Annotated in this window: 14 protein-coding genes and 1 pseudogene; 5 read left to right on the top strand and 10 right to left on the bottom strand. The window is 65.0% G+C overall.

Annotation, left to right across the window (positions count from 1 at the left end; all coding sequences use genetic code 11):
* Positions 1 to 367 precede the first annotated feature (367 nt).
* The 9 genes and pseudogenes from ASC94_RS34360 to ASC94_RS19565 form a co-directional block, all read right to left on the bottom strand.
* Positions 368 to 958: pseudogene (locus tag ASC94_RS34360) on the bottom strand (DUF4347 domain-containing protein); the annotation flags it as partial.
* A gap of 70 nt (positions 959 to 1028) precedes the next feature.
* Complete coding sequence (locus tag ASC94_RS19600; protein WP_056399074.1) at positions 1029 to 2174, bottom strand: tetratricopeptide repeat protein; 1146 nt, start codon at positions 2172 to 2174, stop codon at positions 1029 to 1031.
* Between the two features lie 11 nt (positions 2175 to 2185).
* The gene (locus ASC94_RS19595) at positions 2186 to 3070 is read right to left on the bottom strand and encodes a phage tail protein (protein WP_056399072.1); all 885 of its coding nucleotides are present in this window, start codon (positions 3068 to 3070) and stop codon (positions 2186 to 2188) included.
* A gap of 157 nt (positions 3071 to 3227) precedes the next feature.
* Positions 3228 to 3875, bottom strand: a complete 648-nt coding sequence (pcp, locus tag ASC94_RS19590) for a pyroglutamyl-peptidase I (protein WP_056399066.1) — start codon at positions 3873 to 3875, stop codon at positions 3228 to 3230.
* A 14-nt stretch (positions 3876 to 3889) separates the two neighbouring features.
* On the bottom strand, positions 3890 to 4846 hold the full coding sequence (locus tag ASC94_RS19585; RefSeq protein WP_056399063.1) for a DUF979 domain-containing protein: 957 nt from the start codon (positions 4844 to 4846) through the stop codon (positions 3890 to 3892).
* Entirely contained in the window at positions 4843 to 5607 is a 765-nt protein-coding gene (locus ASC94_RS19580; protein WP_056399060.1) for a DUF969 domain-containing protein, read from the bottom strand. Before ASC94_RS19580 ends, ASC94_RS19585 begins: the two co-directional genes overlap by 4 nt.
* Before the next feature lie 61 nt (positions 5608 to 5668).
* The gene (locus ASC94_RS19575; protein ID WP_082616677.1) at positions 5669 to 6151 is read right to left on the bottom strand and encodes a nuclear transport factor 2 family protein; all 483 of its coding nucleotides are present in this window, start codon (positions 6149 to 6151) and stop codon (positions 5669 to 5671) included.
* Between the two features lie 14 nt (positions 6152 to 6165).
* On the bottom strand, positions 6166 to 6549 hold the full coding sequence (locus ASC94_RS19570; protein WP_056399054.1) for a nuclear transport factor 2 family protein: 384 nt from the start codon (positions 6547 to 6549) through the stop codon (positions 6166 to 6168).
* Between the two features lie 4 nt (positions 6550 to 6553).
* Positions 6554 to 7723: an NADH:flavin oxidoreductase/NADH oxidase gene (locus tag ASC94_RS19565; protein WP_056399051.1), complete on the bottom strand. Its 1170-nt coding sequence runs from the start codon at positions 7721 to 7723 to the stop codon at positions 6554 to 6556.
* An 83-nt stretch (positions 7724 to 7806) separates the two neighbouring features.
* Between ASC94_RS19565 and ASC94_RS19560 the strand changes: the two genes are divergently transcribed.
* On the top strand, positions 7807 to 8769 hold the full coding sequence (locus ASC94_RS19560) for a LysR family transcriptional regulator (RefSeq protein ID WP_056399048.1): 963 nt from the start codon (positions 7807 to 7809) through the stop codon (positions 8767 to 8769).
* A 63-nt stretch (positions 8770 to 8832) separates the two neighbouring features.
* On the opposite strand, the gene ASC94_RS19555 is transcribed toward ASC94_RS19560, so the two are convergent.
* Positions 8833 to 11085: a TonB-dependent receptor gene (locus ASC94_RS19555; protein ID WP_056399709.1), complete on the bottom strand. Its 2253-nt coding sequence runs from the start codon at positions 11083 to 11085 to the stop codon at positions 8833 to 8835.
* 570 nt (positions 11086 to 11655) lie between these two features.
* Between ASC94_RS19555 and ASC94_RS19550 the strand changes: the two genes are divergently transcribed.
* The 4 genes from ASC94_RS19550 (at position 11656) to ASC94_RS19535 (ending at position 16318) form a co-directional block, all read left to right on the top strand.
* Positions 11656 to 12651, top strand: coding sequence for a BMP family protein (locus ASC94_RS19550; RefSeq protein WP_056399045.1), 996 nt, complete (start codon positions 11656 to 11658; stop codon positions 12649 to 12651).
* Positions 12652 to 12736: 85 nt separating this feature from the next.
* Positions 12737 to 14266: an ABC transporter ATP-binding protein gene (locus tag ASC94_RS19545; RefSeq protein WP_056399042.1), complete on the top strand. Its 1530-nt coding sequence runs from the start codon at positions 12737 to 12739 to the stop codon at positions 14264 to 14266.
* Positions 14263 to 15342, top strand: coding sequence for an ABC transporter permease (locus ASC94_RS19540; RefSeq protein WP_056399039.1), 1080 nt, complete (start codon positions 14263 to 14265; stop codon positions 15340 to 15342). The genes ASC94_RS19545 and ASC94_RS19540 overlap by 4 nt, the downstream gene beginning before the upstream one ends.
* A 4-nt stretch (positions 15343 to 15346) precedes the next feature.
* The gene (locus ASC94_RS19535; protein ID WP_056399038.1) at positions 15347 to 16318 is read left to right on the top strand and encodes an ABC transporter permease; all 972 of its coding nucleotides are present in this window, start codon (positions 15347 to 15349) and stop codon (positions 16316 to 16318) included.
* Positions 16319 to 16418: the final 100 nt, after the last annotated feature.

Genomic DNA, 16418 nt, shown 5'->3' with positions numbered 1-16418 from the left:
CGGTGCTCAACCCCACGCTCGACACCTTGCCGAAATCCACATAGGTGCTCATGCCGTTGTAGTAGACCCTTACCGTGCCGGTGGAGGCGCCGGCGGCGAAGCCGGTGAGGTCGAAGGTATAGCCCGCCTGCGCCGTGATGGTGAAGTCCACCCCGCTGCCTCCGGCCCGGTCCGTCAGGGCGTACACGCCGGTCACGCTCCATGTGGGGTCGTACAGCATGTCGTAGTAGGCCGCGTTCTGGGTCGCCGACCCGGCCGCGAATGTGAACGCGGCGCCGCCCACGTTGCGGTTGAACGACCCGAGGCCGCCCTCCGGGTCATCCGGGTCGCCGTCGTTGAAGCTGACCGTAGTGGCCAGCAGGCCGGGGTAGGCCTGCGCGCCGGCTTCGTCCAGGGGCAGCGCGCAGTCGACGGCGCCGCGCACGCAAGCCAGCTGCCAGTCCGCGCCAAGGGACGCCGCGCCGGTGGGCGTGACGGAGGCCGCCACGCCGGTGCCGGTGAGCGCGGCGATCCGGCCGATCAGTTTGCGGCCTGCACTGCCGGCCGCCAGTTCGCAGCCGTACAGCAGCAGTGCGCCGTCCGGCGCCAGCGCGGCGCCGACTGCCGCCAGCGCGCCGCGCACGCCGTGGTCGGCCAGCGCTGCGTGCGTCAGCCGGGCCGCGCCCAGGTTCAGCACGCCGGGAGCCGCGTGCGACAGGATGTGCAGCGCGTGGTAGCCGCGGTTGGCGGCCGCCCATAGCGCGAGCTGGCGCAGGCCGTCCTGCTGCGCGTCGAGCTCCAGCACCGCCAGCCCTTTGCGCACCGCCGCCTGCAGCAGCCAGTGTTCGGCCAGGCCGGTATCGACGAAGACCGCTTCCTGCCTGCCGCCGTTCAGCGCCGGCTCGGCCGCGCGCAGCAGGAGCGGCGGCGTTGCGGGCGCGATGGGCAAAACGCAGGGGGCGGGCTGCTCCCACTGCATGGGGCGGCGCGGCGTGACGGGAATGTGGGGAATGTGGGAAGTGTGGGGAGTGTGGGCGATGGTCATGACGTTACCTGTTGACGACGACGGCCGAAGCCGCACCAGGGGAGGATTTCGCTAAATGTTCGGTTACCCGCCTGTCCAGCGCCGGGCGCCAGCTGACGGGCATGGCTGCCAGCACTTGCGCTTCGAGCTGGCCGGCCGCTGCGCGCTGCTGCGCATCGGCGGCGGCGGCTTTGGCGGCACTGGTCCAGAGGTAGATTTTGGCCAAGTGTTCAGGGGCCAGCGCCCCGCTGTTGGCCTGCACCGGCAGGCTGGCGTACAGTTGCGCGGTGGGCAGATAGGCGGGGGCAAAGCCGGCGGCAGCGGCGCGCTCCAGCCAGTGCAGGGCGGCATCCAGGTCCGGCGGGCCGCCCTCGCCCTGCGCCAGCATCAGGCCCAGGCGGTACTGTCCTTCCGGCGCGCCGTGCCGCGCCGCCTCGGCGTACCAGCGGCGCGCGGCGGCCAGGTCCTGCGGCAGGGCGCTGCCGGATTGATGGTAGCCCGCCAGCTTGAGCATGGCGGGCGCGGAGTGCGCCTGGGCCGCTTGTGCGCACAGCGCCAGGCCCAACGCGGCGTCTTTGGGCACGCCCCGCCCTTCGATCAGGTAGTCAGCGGCGGCGCACCATGAAATCAGGTGGCCGCCTTCGGCCGCGCTGCGGTAAGCGGCCAGTGCGCGCGGAATATCAGCCGGACTATCAGCCCGACTATCAGCCGGACTATCGGCCGGGCGGCCCGTGCCTTGCGCGAGGCAGTCGCCCCAGAAATGCGCGGCAGCCGGCACGCCGCGCGCCGCCGCTTTCTCGAACCAGGCGCAAGCCGCTGCCGGGTCGCGCGCGCGACCCCATCCCTGCTGATGGAACACCCCGGCCATGAACTGCGCCAGCGGGCTGCGCGGCGCGGCGCGGACATAGGCCGCGTAGGCGGCAGCGTAATCGCCGGCCGCCAGCGCCGCCTGCGCCCGCGCCTCCTGCGCCTGTGCTTTCGGGTGCACCAGTGCTTGTGCGTACGGCTGTGCTTTTGCGTACGCCCTCACTGTCGCCTGCGCCCGCCCCGCCGGCTCCGCGCCGCCGGGCGCGGCCGCGCGTGCCGCGCAGGGCGACGCCAGCCATAGCAGTATGGCCAGCGCCGCCGGCAGCGCCGGCCAACGCGGTGCGCACCAGGCGGGCAGCCTCATGGCATGCGCCCCTAATCCCTGGTGGGGAACAGCCCCTGCACGGCGATATAGATCGGCATCGCCACGAAGGGCGCCATGGGCAGGATCAGCGGCGCGCCACCTGGGTTCATGTCGGTGCTGCCGGACAGCGCCACCGTGGGCAAGCCGCTCAGCGTGGTGCTGGCGCTGCTGCCGGTGATGGTGGTGGTGGGCGTGCCCGCGAACGTCACGGCCGCCGTGCCGGCAATGCTGCCCGCCGCCATGGCCACATCCGGCGCGCTGGCGGCATACAGCTTGGCCGATGGCGTGTTCACCGTCGCCAGCGCATTGCCGCCGGCGTTGCTGACAGCACCGGCGCCGCTGTAGGCCTTGAGGCTCAGGGCGCTGCCGGACACGCTGCCCGTGACACCGGCCAGCGACGTGGTGGCGGCAAGCCCGGAGAACGTGGTGGCGGCCGCCATAGTTCCCAGCGTGACGGTGGCTTTGGCCGCCGTGGTGCCGTTGTTCAGCGTGTGCGCGTGCGCGGGAAGCTGCGCCGCCGTGAACGTGGCGGACAGGGAGCCGCCGGACTGTCCGAAGGAATAGCCGGGCAAGCCCGTGCCCTGCCCCGCGCCGATCAGTGCGCGGCCGCGCAGGTCGGGCAGCTGGAAGGTGACGTTGTTGCTGCCGCCGTAGGTGGTGCCGATCACCGCGTACAAGGCCTGGTAGACGTTGACCTGCAAGGTGCGGCCATCGGCAAGCTGGTACATGCCGCCGCCGAAATTGCTGTTGACCGGCCACGCCATGATGCACATGCTGCCCAGGTAGGGCTCGGAACTGCAGGCGGAACCGGGAGCGCTCCAGCCGGCGCCCGCCAGCAGGACCAGCGCGGCGGCGCCGCGCCGGATTCGGATGGGGATAGGGATCGGACTATGCATCAGTTTCTCCTGATCGACTTTCAAGTTGTCGTGCCACAGGGAACGAATTGGAACGACCATTCTAGTCCTGGGGGAGCAAAAAAACGCAAATCAGGGAAACTCTTACACGACCGCGTTGCGTTCAAGTTGAATGCAAAATGCAAGCCGTTGCCGCCAGTTAATGAGTAGTGCCTCCGGTAGCATAGACATCGGCGCCAACCGCGAGCGCCGTGCGCACGGCAATGCGCAAGCCCTCCACCATGTCCGCCAGCGACATGCTGGGCGCCCCGGGATGGGCTGCGGCTTGCTGCGGCAGGTAGGGAATATGGATGAAGCCCGCGCGCTGCACGCCCGGCCGCGCGGCGGCAGCGTGCATCAGGCCGTAGAACACGTGGTTGCAGACGAAGGTGCCGGCGGTCTGCGATACCGAGGCCGGCAAGCCGGCGGCCCGCAGCGCCTGCACGATGGCCTTGATGGGCAGCGTGGAGAAATAGGCAGCCGGCCCGCCGGGCACGATGGGTGCGTCCACCAGCTGCTGCTGGCGGTTGTCCATGATGGGCGCATCGTCGATGTTGATGGCGATGCGCTCGACCGACAGCTCGCAGCGGCCGCCCGCCTGCCCCACCGCGATCACCACGGCAGGCTGGAGCTCGGCCAGGGCCTGCGCCATTACCTCGTTGGCCGCCCCAAACACGCAGGGCAGCTGGCGCGCCACCACCTGGAAGCCGTCCTCGCGCCAGCCGTCCAGCGCGCGCACGGTTTCCCAGGCGGGATTGACGGTCTCCCGGTTGAAGGGTTCGAAGCCGGTCAGCAGTATGGTTTTCATCAGATTTGGTGTCATCAATAATTCATCAGGAAGTACAGCAGCAGTATATTCGCCCCCAGCAGCGGCAGCGCGGTGGGGATCTGGGCCTTGATCACGGCGTGCTTGTCGTGCAGGTCGAGCAGCGCGGCGGGCACGATGTTGAAGTTGGCGGCCATGGGTGTCATCAGCGTGCCGCAGTAGCCGCTGAACATGCCGATGGCGGCCATCAGGGCGGGATTGGCGTGGTAGACGTTCACCAGCACCGGGATGCCGACGCCACCGGCCATGACGGGAAAGGCGGCGAAGCCGTTGCCCATGACGATGGTGAACAGGGCCATGCCGCCGCAGTACACGGCCACCGCCACCAGCTTCCAGTCCATGTTGATGTAGGAGGTGCTTACGTGGGCCACTGCCTTGCCCACGCCCGCCTCGGTGAACAGCAGGCCAAGCACGGCCAGCATGTGCGGCAGCACGATGGCCCAGCCCATGGCGTCCACCAGGCGGCGCTGCTCGCGCCCGGCCTGCAGCGGCGAGGCACGCAGCATGATGCAGGCGACCGCCACCGCGATCACCGAGGCGCAGCCCAGCGCGGACAGCGTGAGGTGCTTCTGGTCGAACAGGAACAGGCCGCCCAGCTTCACGTCTTTCAACAGCGTGGCGCAGGCCATGGTGACGGCGGGGATGATGAGCGCGGGCACGAACAGCTTGTGGCCCAGGCGCTGGGCGCTGCTGCGGCGCTCGGCCTCTGGCAGGTTGCGGGGCGCGCCCATGCGCACGCCGCCGAAGCCGGCCAGCAGGGCCATGGCGATCATGATGGCGCCGGCCGTAACGTCCGGCAGCGCTTCCCCGGCCAGGTAGACGGTGGCATACAGCGCCCAGAACAAGGCCGTGCTGTGGCGGCGCGGGTTGCTGCGGTCCATCAGCGTGAGCACCGCGCTGAGGGCCAGCACCGCGCCGAGCAGCATGTAGAAGTAGTCGAGCTTGAAGATCATGGCCGGCCCTCCGGTGCCTTCGGCCCGGGCTGGCCCGCTGCGGCATGCTGCGCGGCGGCAGCCTTGCCGGCGGCGGCGAGCAGCTCGCGCTCGATCTCGCGGTCCAGCCGGCGCAGGCGCCAGGCGTGGATCACATAAGCCGTGACGGCGGTCGGAATGCCCCACATGGCCACGTGCAGCGGATTCACCTCGATGCCCTCGCCGTGCAGGATGGTTTGCATCAGGACGATGGCGCCGAAGGCGACGAAGATGTCCTCGCCAAAGAACAGGCCCACGTTGTCGGTGGCGGCGGCCATGGCGCGCACGCGCTGGCGCAGGCGTTCGCTCAGGCCAGGGTGGCGCAGTTCGGCCGCCGCTTCGGCCATGGGCGACACCAGCGGCCGCACCATGTTGGGATGTCCGCCCAGGCTGGTGAGCCCGCCCGCCGCCGACAGCTCGCGCACCGTCAGGTAGACGATCAGGATGCGCCCCGCCGTGGCCGACTTCACGCGCGCGATGGCGGCCTGCGCGTGCTCGCGCAAGCCGTAGCGCTCCAGCAGCCCGATGGCGGCCAGCGGCAGCAGGTAGATCAGCGGCAGGTTGCGCGTCTTGACGAAGGCCCGGCCCAGCGACGCCAGCAAGGCCTCCCCCGGCATCATGGCCGCGAACCCGGTGGTGAAGCATGCCGCCACCACCACCAGCACCGGGTGCGCGCGCAGCAGGAAGCCGATCACGATGACACCCACGCCCAGCAAGGGCCATAAACTCACTACAGACTGCATGCGGCGCTCCCCGAAATGAACAAAGCCCGCACATCGTAGCGCCTTACGCGTCACACGTACATCAGGGCGCGGCGTGGGTGTGGTAGATCTTGCTGACTACGGTCCATTTTCCCTCGACCTTCAACAGGTTGAAGAAGTCAGTGAAGGAGAAGCCAGAGACGTCGTTGCTGTCAATACGTGCGCTGGCAGCCGTGCCGGCGATGTCAATTCTGACGATCGCGCTCCGAGCCTCGGGCGATGGGCGAAACGGCGGCTTGTCGATGGCGCTGAATAGCCCTTGGATCGGACCGCCGGCCAGCTTGCCGTTGGCGTCAACGCCAAAGATGGTTGCCTGTTCGCTGAAGGCTGGCTTCATGATGCTGCTCTTGGCCTGTTTACAGCCTTCGTTGTATTTGTTCAGTACCTCGACGATGGCCCGGTATTCTTGCACGTAGACAGGCTTGGCAGCTTGCTGGCTGCGCGGCCGGTCTTCTGCCTGAGCCGCCGCGCCCACGCCGGCGATGGCTGCCGCGCACAACAAAGTCTTGAGGATGGTCAGTCTCATCTGGCCTCTCCTGTTCAAGGCGCGACGTGGGTGTGGTAGATCTTGCTGACCACGGTCCAATTGCCGTCGACTTTCAGCAGATTGAAGAAATCGGTAAAGCAGAAGCCAGAGACGTCGTTGGTGTCGATGCGCGCGCTGGCGGCCGTGCCTGCGATGTCCACTTTGACGATCTCCCCTTGGGCTTCGGGAGACGGGCGGAAGACGCTGTCGATGCCGTCGAACAGAAGCTGGATCGGACCGCCGGTCAGTTTGCCTTCGCCGTCGACGCCAAAAATCGTGGCCCGCTCGCTGAAGGCCGGCTTCATGATGCCGCTGTCGGCCTGTTTGCAGCCTTCGTTGTACTTGTTCAGCACCTCGACGATGGCTTGATAGTCTTGCACGTAGGTAGGTTTGCTCATGTTTTCACTCCTGGGTTAAATGGTGGTCAATTCGAGTCGTTCGGGCCCATGGACCCAACTGGAGAAGTTTGCTTTCGCGGTGATCCAACCACCAGCCGGCCTGCACGTTCCAGTCGGCATAGGCTGCGCCCGGGCTGGCCGCCCCCAGCACCTGTTGTGCATGCAAGGGAAAGTGCGGCTCGCGCAGCGCTGCATGGCCCAGCGCCACCAGGTCGGCCTGGCCGGAGGCGACGACGGCGTCGGCCTGCCACGGATCGACGATCAGCCCCACGGCCATCGTGGCGATTTCCGCTTCGCGGCGGATCTGCGCTGCGAACGGCACCTGGAAACCATAGCCGCTGGGGTATTCGAAGACGCCGAAGCCGCCGGACGAGCAGTCGACGACATCGACGCCGGCAGCCTTCAAGACCACGGCGAAAGCGACGCTGTCGTTTATCGTCCAGCCGCTGCTGCTGCCATCGACCGCTGACAGGCGTATGAATAGCGGCTTGTCCTGCGGCCAGGCCTCACGCACCTCGCGGGCGATTTCCAGCGGCAGGCGGATGCGGTTCTCGAAGCTGCCGCCGTATTCATCGGTGCGATCGTTGGTCAGCGGCGACAGGAAGGCATTGAGCAGGAAGCCATGCGCAAAGTGCAATTCCAGCACGTCGAAACCTGCCTGCAGGGCGCGCCGCGCCGAAGCGAGAAAGTCCGACCGCACCTTGGCGATCCCGTTTGCGTCCAGGGCACTGGGCACCAGCCAGCCGTCAGCGACCGGGCGCGCGCTGGGCGACACGACCGCCCAAGGATGCTCGCCGCGTGCCGCATCGCGTTCGTTCAGCGGACCGTTACCCTCGAAGGCCCGCTGAATGCTGGCTTTAGGTCCGGCATGGCCAATCTGGATTCCCGGCGTTGCCCCATGGGCCTTGGCGAATGCGGCGATGCGTGACAGGCCTTGCACGTGGGCTTCATCCCAGAGGCCCAGATCGCCGTGCGTGATCCGCCCCTCGGGCGAGACCGCCGTCGCCTCGACCATCAGCAGGCCGAAGCCGCCGAGCGCGAAACGGCCATAGTGGACGGCGTGGTATTCGCCTGCATGGCCGTCCCTTGCCGTGTACTGGCACATCGGGCTGAGGGCGAAGCGGTTGCGCAGGGTGACGCCGCGCAGGGTCAGTGGTTCAAAAATTTTGCTCATTGTTCTGTGCTTGAAAGGTGTCGAATAGCCAGAGTATGGAGATCGGCGATAATGACGTGAATAGTCATAACTGGACATAGAGTATGAGCAAATTAGTCATAATCGACGAACCAGCCAATGCTGGAGGCAGCACAGGCGCACCGCCCGCTCCCGCGGTGCATCTCCCCGGCCTGTTGACCTTCGAGGCTGCCGCAAGGCATTTGAACTTCGCTCGCGCCGCCGCGGAATTGGGGGTCACGCCAACAGCGGTATCCCGCACGATCAAGAATGTGGAAGCACAATTGAACGTGCGGCTGTTCAACCGCACCACGCGCAGTGTCGGCCTGACCGAGGCCGGCGCCTCACTGAACGCGGCATTGGCGCCTGCGCTCTCGCTGATCCGGGACTCCTTGTCGCGGGCCTTGCTCGCGACCGACCAGCCATCCGGCACAGTGCGCGTCAGTTCTTCATACGTCGCGTACCGCATCTTGATCGAACCGCATCTGGATGGGTTCCTGGAAAAGTACCCGCTGATTAATGTCGAAATTTCGCTGGACAATCAACTTAGCGATATCGTCAGCACCGGTTTCGATATCGGCATACGCATGGGGAGAAAGGTGCAGAACGACATGGTCGCCGTGCAGCTGGGTGCAGTGCAAAAGCGAGTGGTGGTGGCGGCCCCGGACTACTTCCGCGAACGCACAGAACCGGAAACGATTGATGAACTGCTGGAGCACAACTGCATCCGCCAGCGCTATTCCGCTGGCGGCCGTTTGTATGATTGGAAATTCGACGATAGCGGCCAGACGGTTCAAATCGACGTCCAGGGGCGCTATGTTTTTGACGAGATGCGCTCGGTCCTTGATGCAGCAATGCAGGGCCGAGGCGTAGCCTTCATCCTGGAGAACTTTGCGAAGCAAGAGCTGGCAAATGGCAGGCTGCGGCGAATACTGACGCGGTACAGCGGATTGGACGATGCGTTTCATCTCTACTATCCGCATCGCAAGCACATGCCCGGCAAGCTGCGTGCCTTCGTCGATTTTATGCGCACGGCCAACAGGCCATAAAAAAACACCCCTGCGAGAGGGGTGTTTCGGTGACTGCGTTATCAGCGAATTATCAGCGAATTATCAGAAGTTCGCTTTGAACTGCACACCGTAGGTGCGCGGTTCGTTGACGATGCCGGTCAGGTTGTTGAAGTCGATCGCGGCGATGACTTGCTCGCGGCCGGTGATGTTGCGGCCGTAAGCGGCGACTTCATACTTGCCGTCTGCCCACTTGTAGCCGGCGCGCAGGCCGCCTTCCAGCATGGACTTGGCTTTGTATTCCTTCGCTTCGTACAGGAACATGTTGTACTTGTCGCGGTAGGCCCAGTCGGTGTACGCATAGAACTCGCCGTTGCCCACAGGGGTGCTGTAGCGCAGCGTGAAGTTGCCAACCCACTTGGGCGCACGCGGCAGCGGATTGCCGTTGATCAGCGCGACGCGGCTGCCGCCCACGGTCTGGGTCGGGTTGGTCACGGTGCAGCCGTTGCCGCATGGGGACACGAACAGGCCCGCATCCTTGATCTCGGTGTCGTTGTAGCTGCCGCCGATGGTAGCGCGCCATTCGTCCGAAATGATGGCTTGCAGGTCGAGCTCGAAGCCCTGGCCTTCAGCCTTGTCCGCGTTGACCAGGCGGTTCTGGTTGACGGCGCCCGAACCGGCGGTCAGCTGCAGGTCTTTCACGCGGTACTTGAACACCGATGCCGACAGGCGCGCACGCTTGTTCAGGAAGTCCTGCTTGATACCGGCTTCCACCGACAGGTTCTTCTCCGAGTCGCCCACCGAGATGGTGTCGCCGAACAGCACGCGGCCCTGGATCGACGGTGCGCGGTAGCCGGTCGCGATGCGGCCGTATACGTTGGTGTTCTTGTCGATCTCGTAGTTGGTGCTCAGGTCCCAGCTGATGTTGGTGTCTTGCGGATGCGCGAACAGCGGGCCGACGTTCTTGCCGCCGAACGGCGTCAGGGTGCGGGCTGCCACGAAGTCCTTCTTGTCGTCGGTGTAGCGCACGCCGGCGCGTACTTTCCAGACATCGGAGAGCGCGTAGTTCACCGAGCCGAAGGCCGCCCACGAACGCGAGTTCTGGGTCTGCTGCGCATAGCCGTTGACCACGCCGCCGCCCAGGGTGTCGAAGTTGAAGCTGTCGACGACGATGTCTTCCTTGAAGTAGTACACGCCGGCGATCCACTGCAGGCGGTCCTTGGTGTTGGACTCGACGCGGAACTCTTGCGAGATCTGCTTGTGGTCCGGCAGGCCGTCGGCGGTTTCGGACGTGAACGGAATGAAGGCTGGGGCAGGACCGGAGGTGGCGCCGGAACCGTAGCCGCCGTCCACGTCGGCACGGCTGTAGAACTTGGCCTTCTCGTAGCCGGTGATGGAATGCAGCGTCATCGTTGGCAGGTCGTAGCGCAAGGTCAGGCTGGAACCGGTCACTTTCAGCTTCTGGGTGTTGAAGCCGTCGGTCGGGTAGCTGCCGTAGTCGAAGCCGTCGACGATGTCGTTGGTGCCCTTCTTGATGATGCCGGCGCGGAACAGGGTGGCGCTGCCGTCCATGTCGCGGTGATGGATGTTGAACAGCGCGCTGAAGTCCTTGTTCGGCTTGAACGCCACCTGCACGCGGGCCGCGTTGTCCTTGTAGCCTTCGAAGTCCTGGGTGCCGGTGATGCGCGGGTTGTGCACGCGGTCGTCGCGCGACTGCGACTGCAGCGACACGCGGGCGCTGATCATCTCGTTTACAGGCATGTTGAACGCGCCTTCGGCGTTGAACACGCCGTCCTTGCCGAAGCCGGCCGACACGTAGCCCTCCTGCTTGTTGGACGGCTTGACCGAGTCGAACTTGATCACGCCGGCCGGGGAGTTACGGCCGAACAGCGTGCCCTGCGGGCCGCGCAGCACTTCGATCTGTTCCACGTCGAAGACCGGGAAGCCTTTCAGCATCGGCGATTCCTGCACCACGCCGTCGTACACCAGGCCCACGGGCTGGGATGCGTTCAGGTCGAAGTCGGTGTTGCCCAGGCCGCGGATGTAGAAGCGCGGGAAGGAACGGCCGAAGTCCGACTCCACGTTCAGCGACGGGGTACGGCCGGACATGAAGCGGATGTCGTCGCCGCCGGCGGTCAGCACGTCCAGCTTTTCGCCTTTCATGGTGGAGATGGCCATCGGCACATCCTTGATGTTCTCCGAGCGGCGCGCCGCCGTCACGATCACCGTTTCGAGCTGGCCGGACTGTGGCTTGGCTTCGGCCTGGGCCGCTTCCTGGGCCATCGCGCTGTGCAGCGGGAAGGCGCCGGCGACCGCGAGGGCGATCAGCGTACGGGACGCGTACTTAGTTTTTGTCATCATGAACCAACTCCTTGCTGGGATTGCACCGGGCGGTGCGAATTATTCGATTAAGCTTTACAAAAAACAAAGAAAAATCGTTACAAGCGCGAATCCTAGCATGAAAAGTTTTGACTGGAAATTACGGCGCAATAGTTTTGATTTATATTTTCGACGTATAAATAAGCAACAAAAAACGTATTTGCCATACATATACCCAGTCGGGCATAGTAAGCGACTATCCAACCGCAATACAGACCATTTATATAGGGCTCTTGCGCCATAGTGCGGCAGGGGCTAGCGGGAGGGGCCGGCGGCGGTGCCGATTTGGCAAGACCAATCGGCAACTGCATGAAAAAGCAACAAGGGAAATTATTTCTGGGTGTGTCAGCAATGTTGCATCAGCACGACATGGGCGCGACACATTATGACCAAGTTTCACGTTTTGGCTGCGATGCAATACTAACAATAAAGAAAACCGGCTGCGTGCGGGGTGGGCGCAAAATCAGGATGCCGGCCTCTAAAAAGCAGCCCGAAGTACATGTTTCGGCCGCAAAAAATATACAATATCGAACTTCCAGGAGCCTACTCATGAAAATCAAACAACTCAGTATGACGATCGCCGCCATGTGCGTGGCAGCAGGCGCCTGCGCCGCTGACCCGAAACTGGCGGTCGTCTACGACGCGGGCGGTAAGTTCGACAAGTCGTTCAACCAGTCCGCGTTTGAAGGCGCCTCGCGCTTCAGCAAAGAAACCAACATCAAGTTCATCGAAGTGCAGGCCAGCAGCGACACCCAGGCTGAGCAGGTGCTGCGCGGCCTGGCCCGCAAGAACCTGGACCTGATCGCCTCGATCGGCTTCGCGCAGACGCAGGCGGTGCAGAAGGTTGCCAAGGAATTCCCGAAAGTGCGCTTCGTGCTGATCGACGGCGTGGCGCAAGGCGCCAACGTGAACTCGGTCACCTTCAAGGAAGAAGAAGGTTCCTACCTGGTGGGCGTGGCCGCCGCCATGGCCTCCAAGACCAAAAAGCTGGGCTTCATCGGCGGCATCGACATTCCGCTGATCCGCACCTTCGCCTGCGGCTATGCCCAGGGCGCCAAGTCGGCCGACAAGAAGGCCGAAGTATTCCAGAACATGGTGGGCACCACCTCGGCCGCCTGGAACGATCCGGCCAAGGGCGGCGAACTGGCGCGCTCGCAGTTCGAGCGCGGCGTGGACGTGGTGTTCGCGGTGGCCGGCGGCTCGGGCATGGGCACGCTGCAGACCGCCAAGGAAAAAGGCAAGCTGTCCATCGGCGTCGATTCCAACCAGAACAGCCTGTACCCCGGCAGCGTGCTGACCTCCATGGTCAAGCGCGTGGACAACGCGGTCTACGATTCCTTCATGCAGATGAAGAACGGCACCTGGAAAGCCGGCGTCACCGCCAAGGGCTTGAAGGAAGGCGGCGTGGACTGGGCGCTGGACGAGCACAACCGCAAGCTGATCACGCCGGAAATCGAAAAGAAAGTCCTGGGCGTCCGTAAAGACATCATCGACGGCAAAGTCAAAGTGATCGACTACCGCACCGGCAACAGCTGCCCGGTCTAATCACGTGATTCAAAAAGAGAACGCGCCGGCGGGTGATCCCGTCCGGCGCGTTTTTTAGTCATAGCAACCATCATCCAGTGATCCTATGCACCCAGCAGTAGAATTTCGCGGCATCTCCAAGCACTTCGGGGCGGTCAAGGCGAACACGGACGTCAGCTTCTCCATCGCCAAGGGCGCCATCCATGGCCTGGTGGGCGAGAACGGCGCCGGCAAATCGACCCTGATGAGCATCCTGTACGGATACTACCGCGCCGACGGCGGGGAGATCCTGCTGGACGGACAGGTCCGCCCCATCCACAGCAGCCACGAGGCGATCCGCCTGGGCATCGGCATGGTGCACCAGCACTTCATGCTGGTCGAGAACATGACCGTGCTGGACAACGTGATGCTGGGCGCCGAGGGCGGCTTCAAGCTGGCCGGCAAGCGCGCCGCCGTGGAAGCGCAGCTGCGCGAGATCTGCGCACGCTACCGCCTGGACGTCGATCCGCTGGCCACCATCCACGACCTGTCGGTGGGCGCGCAGCAGCGCGTGGAGATCCTCAAGCAGATTTACCGCAGCGCCAACATCCTGATCCTGGACGAGCCGACCGCCGTGCTGACCGCGCAGGAAACCGCCTCGCTGTTCGAGATCCTGCGCCTGTTCAAGGAGCAGGGCAAGACCATCATCCTGATCACCCACAAGCTGCAGGAGATCCTGGACATCACCGACACCGTGACGGTGATGCGCGGCGGCCGCGTGGTGGGCGCGGTGGAAACCGCGCAGACCTCGAAAGAAGAGCTGGCCAACATGATGGTGGGCCGCCCCATCGAAAACAACCTGCCGCGCGGCGCCTACAATCCCGGCGCGCCGGTGCTGGAAGTGCGCGACCTGCAGCTGACCGACGACCAGGGCGTGACGCTGCTGAACAAACTGAACTTCACGCTGCGCGCGGGCGAGATCGTCGCCATCGCGGGCGTGTCCGGCAACGGCCAGAGCGAGCTGATGGAAATCCTGTCGGGCATGCGCTTGCCCACGTCCGGCGCAGTGGACTTCCAGGGCAAGGCCCTGCCCTACGCCGGCCGCTCCGACGCCGACGGCCTGCCGCTGGCGTTCCGCCACCTGGGCATCGGCCACGTGCCGGAAGACCGCCTGCGCGACGGCGTGATCAAGAACTTCTCGGTCATGCACAACACCTTCTTCGGCTACCAGGACCGCGTGAAGAACGCCTGGGGCCTGATCGACTTCAAGGGCGTGGCAGAGCGCTGCGCCGGCCTGCTGAAGGCCTTCGACGTGCGCCCGGCCAATCCGGACCTGCGCATCGGCCTGCTCTCCGGCGGCAACCAGCAGAAAGTCGTGATTGCGCGCGAAGTGCTGGCCAAGCCCAAGCTGATGCTGGTGGGCCAGCCCACGCGCGGCGTGGACATCGGCACCATCGAGTCCATCCACACCCAGCTGCTCGCGCTGCGCGACGCGGGCGTGGCCATCCTGCTGGTTTCCGTGGAGCTGGAAGAAGTGCGCGCGCTGGCCGACCGCATCCTGGTCATGTGCGGCGGCAGCATCACCGGCGAACTGAAAATCGACGAATTCGACACCACCCGCATCGGCTTGCTGATGGGCGGGATGCACAAATCATGAACACTAACGATATGCCACGCTGGGCGACAGCCTTTGTCCTGCCCGTACTGAACCTGCTGTCGGCGCTGCTGGTGGCGGCGCTGGTGATCCACCTGCTCGGTGAAGACCCGGTGGACTCCATGCGCATCCTGATCAACAGCGCCATCGTCAATCCGGAAGGCTTGAGCTACACGCTGTTCTACGCCTCCACCTTCATCTTCACCGGCCTGTCGGTGTCGATCGCCATGCAGGCCGGCCTGTTCAACATCGGCTCCGAAGGCCAGATGTATATCGGCGGCCTGGGCCTGACCCTGGCCATGCTGGCCTTCGACGCCACGCTGCCGTGGTGGCTGCTGATCCCGTGCGGCATCCTCGGCGCGGCGTTGTTCGGCGCGCTGTGGGGCTTCCTGCCGGGCTACCTGCAGGCCAGGCGAGGCAGCCACATCGTGGTGACCACCATCATGTTCAACTTCATCGCGGCCTCGCTGATGAACTTCTTCATCGTCAAATACCTGATCCCGCCGGGCGAGCAGAACACCGCCAGCCGCGTGTTCTCGGCCGCCGCCGAAATGCCGCGCTTGAACAGCTGGTTCCCGGTGCTGGGCGACACGCCGCTCAACGTGAGCTTCCTGCTGGCCATCGTCGCGCTGGCCATCTACGGCGTGGTGGTGTCGCGTTCGGCCTGGGGCTACAAGCTGCGCGCCACCGGCTTGAACAAGCACGCCGCGCACTACGCCGGTATCCGCATCAGCAAGATGATCATCGTGGTCATGCTGATTTCCGGCGCGCTGGCCGGCCTGGGTTCGGTCAACTCCATCATGGGCTCGACGCACTATCTGTCGCTCAACTTCGTCGGCGGCGCGGGCTTTGTCGGCATCGCGATTGCGCTGATGGGGCGCCAGCACCCGGTCGGCATCTTCCTGTCGGCGGTGCTGTTCGGCGCGCTGATCCAGGGCGGCTTCGACCTGTCGCTGGAAAAGCCGAACATCCCGACCGAAACGTTTATCTTCATCCAGGGCCTGATCATCCTGTTCTGCGGCGCCATGGAGAACTTCTACGCACCGGCCATCATGAAGCTGATCAAGGCCAAGGGGTAATGACATGACTTTTGAAGACCTGCATATCGGCAGCATCCTGGTATCGACCGTGCGCAACGCGCCGGTGCTGATTTTCGCCGCCATGGCCGGCCTGTTCGCAGAACGCTCGGGCGTGATCGACATCGGCCTGGAGGGCAAGATCCTGGCCTCGGCCTTCGTCTCGGCGGCGGTGGCCTTCGCCACCCAGAACCCGTGGTACGGCGTAGCGGCCGGCGTGGCCGTGTCGGTGGCGCTGGCCACCTTGCAAGGCTATGTCAGCATCACGCAGAAAGGCAACCAGCTGGTGGCCGGCATCGCCATCAACATCGCCATGAGTGGGCTGACCTTCGTTGTCGCCCAGTTCTTCTTCCAGCAGGGCGGCCGCACCCCGGACCTGGGCCAGGCGCGCCTGTTCGACGTGGTGCTGCCGGGCAGCGCCGCGGTGGTGGACGTGCCCTTCCTGGGCTGGCTGTACACCAAGCTGATCGGCGGCCATTCGGTGCTGGTCTACCTGGCGTTCGCGCTGGTGCCGCTGGTGCACTGGGTGCTGTACCACACCCGCTTCGGCCTGCGCCTGCGCGCCTGCGGCGAGAACCCGCACGCTGCCGACGCGGCCGGCGTGTCGGTGGAATGGACCCGCTACAAGGCCATGCTGATTGCCGGCGTGCTGTGCTCGTTCTCGGGCGCCTACCTGGCCATCGTGCAGAGTGGCTTTTTCCTGCGCGACATGTCGGCCGGCGCCGGCTACCTGGCGCTGACCGCCATGGTGTTCGGCAACTGGCGTCCGCTGTACACCTTCTTCGGCTGCCTGATGTTCGGCTTCTTCGGCGCGGTGCAGATCCAGATCGAGGGCGTGGACCTGCCGGTCGTGGGCCGCATTCCCGGCTCGCTGATCCAGATGGTGCCCTACGTGGTCACCGTCATCGTGCTGGCCGGCCTGATGGCCAAGTCGGTGGCGCCGAAAGCGATCGGCGTCCCCTTCGTCAAATCGCGCTAAGCGTTGTTCCGTGGATGGCGCCGCACGCGCCATCCGCATGCGCGGCAGGCATGCAGCCCATGCGCAAACCGCGCTTGCGGCCGTCCCCGCCTCCCGATAA

This window comes from Massilia sp. Root418, from assembly GCF_001425265.1.
Classification (GTDB): domain Bacteria; phylum Pseudomonadota; class Gammaproteobacteria; order Burkholderiales; family Burkholderiaceae_D; genus Rugamonas.
The sequence above is the reverse complement of the archived record's forward strand: the minus strand, read 5'-3'. Positions and strand labels throughout refer to the sequence as shown.

Coding starts and splice junctions, on each gene's coding strand:
- ASC94_RS19600 (WP_056399074.1), bottom strand. CDS start 2,174: ATGAGGCTGCCCGCCTGGTGCGCACCGCGTTGGCCGGCGCTGCCGGCG.
- ASC94_RS19595 (WP_056399072.1), bottom strand. CDS start 3,070: ATGCATAGTCCGATCCCTATCCCCATCCGAATCCGGCGCGGCGCCGCC.
- pcp (WP_056399066.1), bottom strand. CDS start 3,875: ATGAAAACCATACTGCTGACCGGCTTCGAACCCTTCAACCGGGAGACC.
- ASC94_RS19585 (WP_056399063.1), bottom strand. CDS start 4,846: ATGATCTTCAAGCTCGACTACTTCTACATGCTGCTCGGCGCGGTGCTG.
- ASC94_RS19580 (WP_056399060.1), bottom strand. CDS start 5,607: ATGCAGTCTGTAGTGAGTTTATGGCCCTTGCTGGGCGTGGGTGTCATC.
- ASC94_RS19575 (WP_082616677.1), bottom strand. CDS start 6,151: ATGAGACTGACCATCCTCAAGACTTTGTTGTGCGCGGCAGCCATCGCC.
- ASC94_RS19570 (WP_056399054.1), bottom strand. CDS start 6,549: ATGAGCAAACCTACCTACGTGCAAGACTATCAAGCCATCGTCGAGGTG.
- ASC94_RS19565 (WP_056399051.1), bottom strand. CDS start 7,723: ATGAGCAAAATTTTTGAACCACTGACCCTGCGCGGCGTCACCCTGCGC.
- ASC94_RS19560 (WP_056399048.1), top strand. CDS start 7,807: ATGAGCAAATTAGTCATAATCGACGAACCAGCCAATGCTGGAGGCAGC.
- ASC94_RS19555 (WP_056399709.1), bottom strand. CDS start 11,085: ATGACAAAAACTAAGTACGCGTCCCGTACGCTGATCGCCCTCGCGGTC.
- ASC94_RS19550 (WP_056399045.1), top strand. CDS start 11,656: ATGAAAATCAAACAACTCAGTATGACGATCGCCGCCATGTGCGTGGCA.
- ASC94_RS19545 (WP_056399042.1), top strand. CDS start 12,737: ATGCACCCAGCAGTAGAATTTCGCGGCATCTCCAAGCACTTCGGGGCG.
- ASC94_RS19540 (WP_056399039.1), top strand. CDS start 14,263: ATGAACACTAACGATATGCCACGCTGGGCGACAGCCTTTGTCCTGCCC.
- ASC94_RS19535 (WP_056399038.1), top strand. CDS start 15,347: ATGACTTTTGAAGACCTGCATATCGGCAGCATCCTGGTATCGACCGTG.